Origin of the sequence: Photorhabdus aballayi (assembly GCF_026153155.1) — a bacterium.
Taxonomy (GTDB): Bacteria; Pseudomonadota; Gammaproteobacteria; order Enterobacterales; family Enterobacteriaceae; genus Photorhabdus; species Photorhabdus luminescens.
Genome location: NZ_JAPFCD010000004.1, coordinates 36,990 through 46,449 on the forward strand (window position 1 = coordinate 36,990; position 9,460 = coordinate 46,449).

General features: G+C 42.3%; 7 protein-coding genes. All 7 read left to right on the forward strand.

The window, feature by feature from the left end; genetic code table 11:
- Window positions 1–111: 111 nt before the first annotated feature.
- The 7 genes from prpB to OO184_RS03425 all read left to right on the forward strand — a co-directional run bounded on the left by prpB (window position 112) and on the right by OO184_RS03425 (window position 9,426).
- Window positions 112–1,002 (forward strand): methylisocitrate lyase, encoded by an 891-nt coding sequence (prpB, locus tag OO184_RS03395; protein ID WP_265377975.1) that lies wholly within the window; start codon window positions 112–114, stop codon window positions 1,000–1,002.
- A gap of 61 nt (window positions 1,003–1,063) precedes the next feature.
- Window positions 1,064–2,230: a bifunctional 2-methylcitrate synthase/citrate synthase gene (gene prpC / locus OO184_RS03400; protein WP_265377976.1), complete on the forward strand. Its 1,167-nt coding sequence runs from the start codon at window positions 1,064–1,066 to the stop codon at window positions 2,228–2,230.
- A gap of 55 nt (window positions 2,231–2,285) precedes the next feature.
- Window positions 2,286–3,737 (forward strand): bifunctional 2-methylcitrate dehydratase/aconitate hydratase, encoded by a 1,452-nt coding sequence (locus tag OO184_RS03405; RefSeq protein ID WP_265377977.1) that lies wholly within the window; start codon window positions 2,286–2,288, stop codon window positions 3,735–3,737.
- Window positions 3,738–3,809: 72 nt separating this feature from the next.
- Window positions 3,810–5,702 carry a propionate--CoA ligase gene (locus OO184_RS03410; protein ID WP_265377978.1) on the forward strand — a complete coding sequence of 631 codons (1,893 nt, stop codon included), beginning with the start codon at window positions 3,810–3,812 and terminating at the stop codon, window positions 5,700–5,702.
- Window positions 5,703–6,702: 1,000 nt separating this feature from the next.
- Complete coding sequence (ectB, locus tag OO184_RS03415; RefSeq protein WP_265377979.1) at window positions 6,703–8,064, forward strand: diaminobutyrate--2-oxoglutarate transaminase; 1,362 nt, start codon at window positions 6,703–6,705, stop codon at window positions 8,062–8,064.
- A gap of 30 nt (window positions 8,065–8,094) precedes the next feature.
- Window positions 8,095–8,952: a cupin-like domain-containing protein gene (locus tag OO184_RS03420; protein ID WP_265377980.1), complete on the forward strand. Its 858-nt coding sequence runs from the start codon at window positions 8,095–8,097 to the stop codon at window positions 8,950–8,952.
- 18 nt (window positions 8,953–8,970) lie between these two features.
- The gene (locus OO184_RS03425; protein WP_265377981.1) at window positions 8,971–9,426 is read left to right on the forward strand and encodes a GNAT family N-acetyltransferase; all 456 of its coding nucleotides are present in this window, start codon (window positions 8,971–8,973) and stop codon (window positions 9,424–9,426) included.
- The last annotated feature ends 34 nt before the right edge of the window (window positions 9,427–9,460 follow it).

Below are 9,460 nucleotides of genomic sequence, written 5' to 3' on the forward strand. Positions count from 1 at the left end.
TAACTTTTAAATCGAATTTATCTTTTTAATCTGCCCGTTATTTTTGACTTGATTGGTACACATATTGCTAGGTAACAAATGTGTTTCATTATAATAACAATGAGGTCGTATATGACACTTTCCTCTGCCGGCTTAGCATTTCGTCAGGCGATAGAAGCTGAATCTCCACTACAGGTTGTTGGCGCCATTAATGCGAATCATGCGTTACTGGCAAAACGGGCTGGCTATAAAGCTATCTATCTGTCTGGTGGTGGTGTATCGGCGGGTTCGTTGGGAATGCCTGATCTGGGAATTTCAACGCTGGATGATGTGTTAACAGATATCCGCCGTATTACAGACGTATGCGATTTGCCATTGTTGGTGGATGCTGATATCGGTTTTGGTTCCTCTGCTTTTAATGTGGCCCGTACAGTGCGCTCAATGATTAAAGCGGGGGCTGCGGGGTTGCACATTGAGGATCAGGTCGGTGCGAAGCGCTGCGGTCATCGCCCAAATAAAGAGATTGTATCCAAAGAAGAAATGGTTGATCGCATCAAGTCCGCAGTCGATGCCCGTACTGATAAGAATTTCGTCATTATGGCTCGCACTGATGCTTTGGCTGTTGAAGGATTAGCAGCGGCCCTTGATCGGGCAAAAGCCTATATCGAAGCCGGGGCGGACATGCTGTTTCCTGAAGCGATCACTGAATTACATATGTATCAAACATTTGCGTCAATAACCGGGGTTCCAATACTAGCCAACATCACTGAATTTGGCGCGACTCCACTTTTCACGGTTGAAGAGCTGAAAAGTGTGGACGTCTCTATTGCGCTTTATCCGCTTTCTGCTTTTCGGGCAATGAATAAGGCGGCCGAGCAGGTTTACACAACACTCCGTCGCGAGGGGACACAGAAGAGTGTGATTAGCATGATGCAGACTCGCAATGAGTTATACGAAAGCATCAACTACTACGATTTTGAACAAAAACTGGATCTGCTTTTCTCCCAGAAAAAATCTCAATGACGGACGGCTCCACCTAGTATTCGTCGTTTTATATGGCATAAAAACAGTAGAGGTGATACCCATGAGCGAACAGAACTCGATGACTGAGTTAACCACTTTCAAGCCTAAAAAATCTGTAGCCCTTTCTGGCATCAGTGCGGGTAACACGGCACTTTGTACAGTTGGAAAAACCGGTAATGATCTGCACTACCGAGGTTACGATATTCTTGATCTTGCAACCCAGTGTGAATTCGAAGAAGTTGCATACCTACTGGTTCACGAAAAATTGCCTTCCCGTGCTGAGTTGGCTGCCTATAAAACCAAACTAACTGCATTGCGAGGTCTGCCGGGTAGTGTAAAGGCAGCACTGGAAACATTGCCCGCAGCCGCTCATCCGATGGATGTTATGCGTACCGGAGTCTCTGTTCTGGGTTGTACATTGCCTGAAAAAGACGATCACAACCTCGCGGGAGCGCGTGATATTGCTGACAGATTATTGGCTTCTCTCAGCTCTATGTTGCTCTACTGGTATCACTATAGCCACAATGGACGCCGCATTGAGGTGGAGACTGATGATGAGTCGATAGGCGGGCATTTTTTGCACCTCCTGCATGGTAAAAAGCCCAATGAATCGTGGGAAAAAGCCATGCATACCTCCTTGGTCCTTTATGCCGAACATGAATTTAATGCTTCGACATTCACCAGTCGGGTTATTGCAGGAACTGGCACAGATATCTACTCTGCCATCGTCGGGGCGATTGGTGCTCTGAGAGGACCAAAACATGGTGGAGCAAACGAAGTCTCTTTTGAAATTCAACAGCGCTATGAAAACCCTGATGAAGCAGAGAGTGATATTCTGGCTCGCTTGGCGAAAAAAGAGGTCATTATCGGTTTTGGTCATCCGGTTTACACCATTTCCGATCCCCGTAACAAAGTCATTAAAGATGTGGCGCTACAGCTTTCTAAAGAGGCAGGAACCACCAAAATGTTTGATATCGCGGATCGATTAGAAGCGGTGATGTGGGCCAATAAAAAAATGTTTCCGAATCTTGATTGGTTCTCAGCGGTTTCCTATCACATGATGGGCGTGCCAACGGCGATGTTTACACCATTGTTTGTGATTGCCCGTACAGCGGGATGGGCTGCTCACATCATTGAACAGCGTATTGATAACAAAATTATTCGCCCTTCAGCCAATTACATCGGGCCAGAAAATCGCGTACTTACACCAATTGATAAGCGTGGATAACGTTCTTTTTGGCGCAGGGATTCCTGCATGAATGTTTTTTTAACAAGGAATTATTATGTCTACCTCTGTTGCAAGCAATCGTCGTGAATACGATCAGGTGATTGTGGATATTGTGGATTATGTTATGGGATATTCCATCACCTCATCCGTCGCTTATGAAACTGCGTATTATTGCTTTCTGGATACGTTAGGTTGTGGATTAGAGGCATTGGAATATCCGGCCTGTAAAAAATTACTAGGGCCGATTGTGCCGGGGACAGTGGTGCCTAATGGTGTGCGTGTGCCGGGAACCCAGTTTCAACTCGATCCAGTACAGGCGGCGTTTAACATTGGTACGATGATCCGCTGGCTAGATTTCAATGACACATGGCTTGCGGCTGAATGGGGACATCCGTCTGATAACCTCGGCGGCATTCTGGCAGTAGCTGACTGGCTATCGAGAAATGCCGTTGCTGGTGGGAAAAAGCCGCTCACGATCAAAAATGTTTTAACGGGCATGATTAAAGCGCATGAAATTCAAGGATGTCTTGCACTGGAGAATGCGTTCAATAAAGTCGGCTTAGATCATGTCGTGTTGGTAAAAGTGGCTTCAACCGCTGTTGTTGCTGAAATGTTAGGGTTGAATCGGGAAGAGATCCTGAGCGCGGTATCGCTGGCTTGGGTTGATGGTCAATCTCTGCGAACTTACCGCCATGCACCCAATACCGGTTCCCGTAAATCTTGGGCTGCTGGCGATGCAACATCTCGCGCCGTTCGTTTGGCTTTGATGGCGCAAAAGGGTGAAATGGGATATCCCTCGGTATTAACCGCAAAAACGTGGGGATTCTATGATGTTCTGTTCAATGGTCAGCCTTTCAAATTCCAGCGTGCCTATGGCTCTTATGTGATGGAAAACGTGCTGTTTAAAATCGCTTTCCCGGCAGAATTTCATGCGCAAACTGCGGTGGAAGCTGCAATGAGTCTGCATCAACAATTGAAAGATGTGGGTCAGACCATCAATGACATTACAAAGATCACCATTCGAACCCATGAAGCTTGTATACGGATTATTGATAAACAAGGCCCGCTAAATAACCCTGCGGACAGAGACCACTGTATTCAGTACATGGTTGTGATTCCTTTGATCTTTGGTCATCTGACTGCGGCGGATTACGAAGATAGCGTTGCGGCAGATCCCCGCATTGATGCATTGCGGGAAAAAATAGTGTGTGTTGAAGATCTTGATTTTACTCGTGATTATCGCGATCCGGAAAAACGTTCTATTGCTAACGCATTAACTATTATGTTTGCGGACGGCAGCCAGCTTGATGAAGTTAAAGTCGAATTCCCTATTGGCCATGCTCGCCGCCGTGAGGAAGGCATTCCATTATTGCTGAAAAAATTCAAAACCAACCTGGCACGTCAGTTCCCTGAAACGCAACAGAGGAAAATCCTGTCTGTTTCCCTTGAACGTCCGTTATTGGAAAACATGCCTGTAAACGAGTACCTCGATTTGTACGTTATTTAGATTTTTAATGTTATCAGCGGCCGCTCTCCCAAAGTGCCGCTTTATCATCTACGGCAGCACATAGGAGAGATTATGTCATTCAACGCTTTTTATCAGCGATCTATTGATGATCCCAACGCATTCTGGGCTGAACAGGCGCAACGTATTTTCTGGCAACACCCGTTTGAGCAAGTGCTGGATCATAGCAACCCTCCCTTTGCTCGTTGGTTTTGCGGGGGAAAGACCAACCTATGTTACAACGCGTTGGATCGCTGGCTGGAAAGCCAGCCTGATGCTAAAGCGCTCATCACCATCTCAACAGAAACCAATAGTGAGAAAATATTTACTTTCAGGGAACTACATCAGGAAGTGAATCGAGCGGCTGCGATGATGCTCTCTTTGGGGGTAAAAAAAGGCGACAGAGTTTTGGTTTATATGCCGATGGTTGCCGAAGCGCTGTTTGTTTTGCTCGCTTGTGCTCGTATTGGCGCCGTTCATTCGGTTGTCTTCGGTGGATTTGCTTCTCAGAGCCTTGCTACGCGGCTGGATAATGCGGAACCAGTGTTGGTGGTATCTGCCGATGGAGGATCGCGCGGTGGAAAAGTCATTCCTTACAAGCCATTGTTGGATGAAGCTATCGAACTGGCGAACCACAAACCACGCCATGTGTTGATGGTTAACCGTGGGCTGACGGAAATGGTTTGGGTGCCGGGGAGAGATATTGATTTCGCTACCTTGCGGCAAGAACACTTTGATGCTGATGTGCCAGTAACCTGGCTTGAATCAAATGAAACCTCTTGTGTGCTTTATACATCCGGCACCACAGGCACGCCAAAGGGCGTGCAACGTGATGTTGGCGGTTATGCCGTTGCCTTGGCAACATCTATGGATATCATTTTTGGTGGTAAAGCGGGTGAGGTATTTTTTAGCACCTCAGATATTGGCTGGATCGTCGGGCATTCTTATATTGTCTATGCTCCTTTAATTGCAGGAATGGCGACGATTATGTATGAGGGGCTGCCGATACGGCCAGATGCGGGTATTTGGTGGAAAATAGTGGAGAAATATCAAGTAACACGGATGTTTTCAGCCCCTACAGCTATTCGTGTACTGAAAAAATATTCGGCTGAATGTATTAGCGACTATGATATTTCATCACTTAAATCATTGTATTTAGCGGGAGAACCGCTTGATGAACATACCGCCCGCTGGATTGCTGAGGCTATCAACGTTCCTGTTATTGATAATTACTGGCAGACCGAAACAGGTTGGCCGATTATGGCGATCGCTCGTGCTTTGGATGACAGGCCGAGTCGATTTGGCAGTACTGGTTTTCCGATGTATGGCTTTCATGTCAAGCTCATCAATGAACTGACTGGCAAAGCGTGTGGTGATAATGAAAAAGGTATGCTGGTCATTGAAGGACCTTTGCCCCCGGGTTGTATCCAAACTATCTATGGTGATGATACACGCTTTATCAATACCTATTGGCGACACTTTGATCATGCTGTTTATTCCACATTCGATTGGGGTATCCGTGATAGTGATGGCTACTATTTTATTTTGGGACGTTCGGATGATGTGATTAATGTGGCCGGGCACCGTTTGGGAACGCGGGAGATAGAAGAATGTATCGCCAGCCATGAAGATGTTGCCGAAGTGGCTGTTATTGGCATTAAGGATGCTGTCAAGGGGCAGGTCGCGGTTGCTTTTGTTGTTCTCAAGGATGGGAAGGAGATCCAGAATGCCGCGCATTTTGCTGCTTTGGAAAAGGTTTTGATGGGTTTGGTAAATAAACAAATTGGCAGTGTAGGCCGCCCGTCACGGATCTATTTTGTCTCGCAGCTTCCTAAAACACGCTCAGGAAAAATGCTCCGTCGAACTATGCAAGCAATATGCGAAGGGCGAGAACCCGGCGATCTTTCCCTGATTGAAAATCCTGCTGCACTGGAGGTCATTCGGGAGGCTGTTTTTACTAAAACATAAGTATTTTTTATGTTTTTAATGGGTTGATAAATCAATTAGGCTATTTATTGCCGCCAGGCGCATAATAGGCATTTGACTGCCTGAATGATTTCGTCTGCTAAGTACAACTATAACGTCTGTTAATTAGCGCCAAGGGTAAAATAATAGCAATGTTAGTCGGTAAGGTTTCTTTTTAACATATTAAATTTTTTATTTTTTTGATTAGTGTTTGACTTTTACTAGTGTTTTGTTTGTATTAATGTTCAGCCTGTGTTAACGTTCCTTTCGTTCTCTAAATATAAACAATTGTTCCAAGTGGTGTTTTACTTTTGCCTTCACATGAGTTGGCTAGCTATTATTATGCCAATAGTATATCGAAGTAGAGAATTAAATAGTACGATGTTAATTGCCTGAAATTTTCTAAAATGTATAACCGTAGCAGATTTAGAGATTGGGCTATTGAAAAAATAGATATTAGGAATATGCGGAGTTATGTGGTTACAGAACCATTATGTCAATGCAAATCTATTATAAAGGAAAATTACTGATAACAATTAAGAGTTATAATTAATAATTAGAGGTAACAATTTCAGGTAATAATCACGGGTAAAAATTACAAGTAGTAGAAATAGATGTTTTTTAGAAAAATAAATGAGTGAATAAAATAGTGATGTGATGAGTTGCGCTTCAAACCTGTATGTATCGGGAGAGGCTTTAGGGTTGTGTAATATAGAGAAAGAATAGGAAAATACCCGGATCGCCTTGATGGTTTGATAGGTTATAAACTAAAGATTATAATGAGAAAGTTACAAAGGAAATAAATTTTTTAGTTATTATATTATGATTAACCCAATATATACCCTATGGATTTCAAGTTGCATCGCGACGGCAAGGGAGCGAATCCCCGGGAGCATAGATAACTATGTGACCGGGGTGAGCGAGTGCAGCCAACAAAGAGGCAACTTGAAAGATGACGGGTATAAATCAATCTAGCTTTTATCTGGATTACTGTGGAGTTATTATGGAAATGGAAGAAATATTTAATAATTATGAGTCTAAAGCTCGTTCATATTGCCGTAGATTTCCCGTAATATTTAGAAAAGGTATAGGTTCTACCTTAACCGATATAAATGGTAAAAGTTACATTGACTTTTTATGTGGCGCTGGCGCGTTAAACTATGGACATAATAATACGATCATAAAACAACAAATTTTTAAATATATTCAAGATGATGGTATTATTCTGGGGCTTGATTTGTACTCGGAAGCGAAAATGGAGTTTATATCGACATTTGTTGATAAGATTTTGAAACCGAGACAGCTTGAGTATCGTTTACAATTTACCAGTCCTACGGGCACGAGCGTCATTGAATCTGCGATAAAATTAGCAAGAAAATATACAAAAAGAGAAAATATTGTTTGTTTTACCAACGCCTTTCACGGTATGACAGGGGTGTCGCTCAGTTTAACCGGGAGTCAACATCATCGCCAACCTGGATTATATTCTCAAATTACGCGCTTACCATTTGATGGTTATATCGATGGAGAATTTGATTATATAGGATATTTTAGAAAGCTACTTACCGATCCCAGTTCAGGGGTTGATCTTCCCGCTGCGGTAATTCTCGAGACTGTACAAGGAGAAGGCGGATTAAATGTTGCTTCTATTGAATGGTTGAGGGCGTTGAGAAAACTCACCGAAGAGTTCAACATTCTATTAATCGTTGATGACATTCAATCTGGTTGTGGTCGTACCGGAACATTCTTTAGTTTTGAGCGCGCAAATATTAAACCTGACCTAGTTTGTCTTTCCAAATCTATTGGCGGTATTGGGCTGCCTATGTCTTTACTGCTTATTTCTCCCGATATCGATGTGTGGAAGCCGGCAGAAGACAACGGCACATTTCGAGGTAATAACTTAGCATTTGTCGCTTCAAAAGCGATGTTAAATGAATATTGGGGGGATAGTTCTTTTCAGAAGATAATTCAGCATAAGGCTGAATTAATTCGAACGTACTTGAACTCTTTGGTTGAAAAGTATCATGAACTTGTACTGAGAGTTAAGGGAATTGGATTCATGCAAGGTATAGAAATGGCTGATTCCTCATTAACTCAGTATTTGGTGAAGCATTGCTTTGAAAATGGTTTGATTGTGGAGTTATGCGGCCCCAATGATGAAGTACTGAAATTGATGCCTGCTTTGACCATTGATGAAGACACACTGGTAAAAGGATTGAAGATTATAGAACAGGCTCTCGCCAGTTTAAAATCGAGGACCAGTTTAGAATCAAGGGCCAGTTTAGAATCAAGGACCAGTTTAGAATTAAGGAATAGTAATAATTGCGAAAGTGAAGTTCAACGGTTATCGGTTAGCAGCAATTAGGAATAAAGTTTTAGCTAGGAGTGTAGAATTATGAGCCGTGTAGTAGAACTTACTAAGTTTAATCAGCTTGAATTTCATCACGCACTTGCTCGGGGATACGCGATAATTTACCGAGGATTACTGCAAGACTGGCCTGCAATAAGACAATGGAATTCTGAATACTTTCAAGATAAGTGTCCTCAAATTGACGTTGTGATCAAATTTTTTGATGTAAATGGTGTGCGTTCTGAGAACGCCAAAATGTATCGTTATTTAGAAATTCTGAATGCATATAAAAAAGGAGAGATGGGTAACGATATTCCCTATTGTCATGATATTCCTATCTTTTTACAAGCTCAACAGCTACTTGATGACGTTGGTGATTTTCCTCTAACTATTTTACCAAAGCTTTACCAAAATGAATGGTGGAAGTTTGTTCAATTTTTTATGTCTCCAGTCGGAGCTATAACGCCATTGCATTTTGATACTTTAAGAACGAACAATCTATTTTTTCAGATAAAGGGCAGTAAGAGATTCTCTTTTATTCCTTGGGAGGAAAGAGAGGTCTGTTCTCGTCGAGGATGGCGTTGGTTTGAATATAATCCAGAAATTCAGAATGTTGGTGAGATAGCTAATATAAACACATCCATAGTTGAGGTACATCAGGGCGATATATTAATTATGCCTGCGGGTATGCTTCATCATGTAAGAACGTTGACTGATAGCATTTCTTTTAATATCGATTTTCATACTCGAACTTCAGCCCTTGTAAGTTTTAAGAGCATTAAAGAAAAAATGCCGCGTGAAAATCTGTATTACAATTGGCTAAGTTTATGTGGATTGTTGGGATTAATGAAGCGTGAAAGTTTTTTCGAGAAGTATCGTCCGTATCTTAATTATATTTCTTAAAAAGTAAGTAGGTTAATTATGAAAGTATCTTTGATTGATGTCGATAAAAACAACTATGAGGATGTAATGTCTCTTGAAGTTGAACCTGGGCAAGAAGTTTTCGTCGCGCCAAATTCAGAGTCAATTGTCGAATCACATTTTAATGAATATTGCAGAGCAAGAGTAATCTGTTACGGCGAGGAAGTCGTTGGTTTTGCAATGTATGAACGTTGCGTTAATGAAGGCAAACCCAACGAATATAATCTGTATCGAATGATGGTTGATCAATCTTACCAAAATCAAGGTATTGGCAGTGAGGCGATGCAGTTATTACTGGATGAAATGAAACAGCAACCTGATTGTCACAGGATTACTGTCTGTTATGACGAAACAAGCGAACGCCATAAATCATTTTATCAACGTTTTGGTTTTGTAGAAGTCGGTTATTATGAAGAGTATGAGGAAATGCTAGCTGAAATTATTGTGAGGAAATAATTTTAAGGAACTTATAGATAATAAAAACCAAAAA